A 1886-nucleotide genomic window follows, 5' to 3' on the forward strand; every position below is an offset into this window, starting at 1 on the left:
ATTCACGACCGAAGCCGTGAATCTAAGATGCTCGCGTCCACTGTGTAGTTCTCAAAATACGGGCGGTATCCCTCTCCCACACACCCAGGCGTGAGAAAAAGATCCGGAGAGTCGACCCCGCCACCCGAAGGCAGCCGGCCCGGTCCCTCAGGACCCAACAGCGTGCATGTACCCGACTCCACCGCCCCGACGCGTTCCCAACCCGAAGGCTGTACTGACGCGAGACGATCTCACCGAGCACCTAGTTCAATGTTCCACCCATGAGCTACCAGCAAAGACATTCGCTTTGATCTGGCGCCTGGAACACCCTGCGGTGTCCAGATGCTCCTTAGAAAGGAGGTGATCCAGCCGCACCTTCCGGTACGGCTACCTTGTTACGACTTAGTCCTAATCACCGATCCCACCTTCGACAGCTCCCTCCTTGCGGTTAGGCCACTGGCTTCGGGTGTTACCGACTTTCATGACTTGACGGGCGGTGTGTACAAGGCCCGGGAACGTATTCACCGCAGCGTTGCTGATCTGCGATTACTAGCGACTCCGACTTCATGAGGTCGAGTTGCAGACCTCAATCCGAACTGAGACCGGCTTTTTGGGATTCGCTCCACCTTACGGTATCGCAGCCCTTTGTACCGGCCATTGTAGCATGCGTGAAGCCCAAGACATAAGGGGCATGATGATTTGACGTCATCCCCACCTTCCTCCGAGTTGACCCCGGCAGTCTCCTATGAGTTCCCACCATGACGTGCTGGCAACATAGAACGAGGGTTGCGCTCGTTGCGGGACTTAACCCAACATCTCACGACACGAGCTGACGACAACCATGCACCACCTGTATACCGACCTTGCGGGGCAACCATTTCTGGAAGTTTCCGGTATATGTCAAGCCTTGGTAAGGTTCTTCGCGTTGCATCGAATTAATCCGCATGCTCCGCCGCTTGTGCGGGCCCCCGTCAATTCCTTTGAGTTTTAGCCTTGCGGCCGTACTCCCCAGGCGGGGAACTTAATGCGTTAGCTGCGACACGGAGACCGTGGAAAGGTCCCCACATCTAGTTCCCAACGTTTACGGCGTGGACTACCAGGGTATCTAATCCTGTTCGCTCCCCACGCTTTCGCTCCTCAGCGTCAGTAACGGCCCAGAGAACTGCCTTCGCCATCGGTGTTCCTCCTGATATCTGCGCATTCCACCGCTACACCAGGAATTCCATTCTCCCCTACCGCACTCTAGTCTGCCCGTACCCACTGCAGGCCCGAGGTTGAGCCTCGGGTTTTCACAGCAGACGCGACAAACCGCCTACGAGCTCTTTACGCCCAATAATTCCGGACAACGCTTGCACCCTACGTATTACCGCGGCTGCTGGCACGTAGTTAGCCGGTGCTTTTTCTGCAGGTACCGTCAAGCCGAAGCCCTTCTTCCCTACTAAAAGAGGTTTACAACCCGAAGGCCGTCATCCCCCACGCGGCGTTGCTGCATCAGGCTTTCGCCCATTGTGCAATATTCCCCACTGCTGCCTCCCGTAGGAGTCTGGGCCGTGTCTCAGTCCCAGTGTGGCCGGTCACCCTCTCAGGCCGGCTACCCGTCGTCGCCTTGGTGAGCCATTACCTCACCAACTAGCTGATAGGCCGCGAGTCCATCCTTGACCGAAAAACTTTCCACCCGCACCCGATGCCGGGGCAGGTCGTATCCGGTATTAGACGCCGTTTCCAGCGCTTATCCCAGAGTCAAGGGCAGGTTACTCACGTGTTACTCACCCGTTCGCCACTAATCCACCCAGCAAGCTGGGCTTCATCGTTCGACTTGCATGTGTTAAGCACGCCGCCAGCGTTCGTCCTGAGCCAGGATCAAACTCTCCGTAAAAAAATTACGACCCCCAACCCCGAAGAGAAGG

1 rRNA gene is annotated in these 1886 nt (G+C 56.9%); it reads right to left on the reverse strand.

The features are described from left to right. Positions 1-332 precede the first annotated feature (332 nt). A 16S ribosomal RNA gene (locus C5C55_RS16150) occupies positions 333-1855 on the reverse strand. Positions 1856-1886: the final 31 nt, after the last annotated feature.

It is taken from the genome of Rathayibacter sp. AY1C2, assembly GCF_002931195.1.
In the GTDB taxonomy this organism is placed as follows: Bacteria; Actinomycetota; Actinomycetes; order Actinomycetales; family Microbacteriaceae; genus Rathayibacter.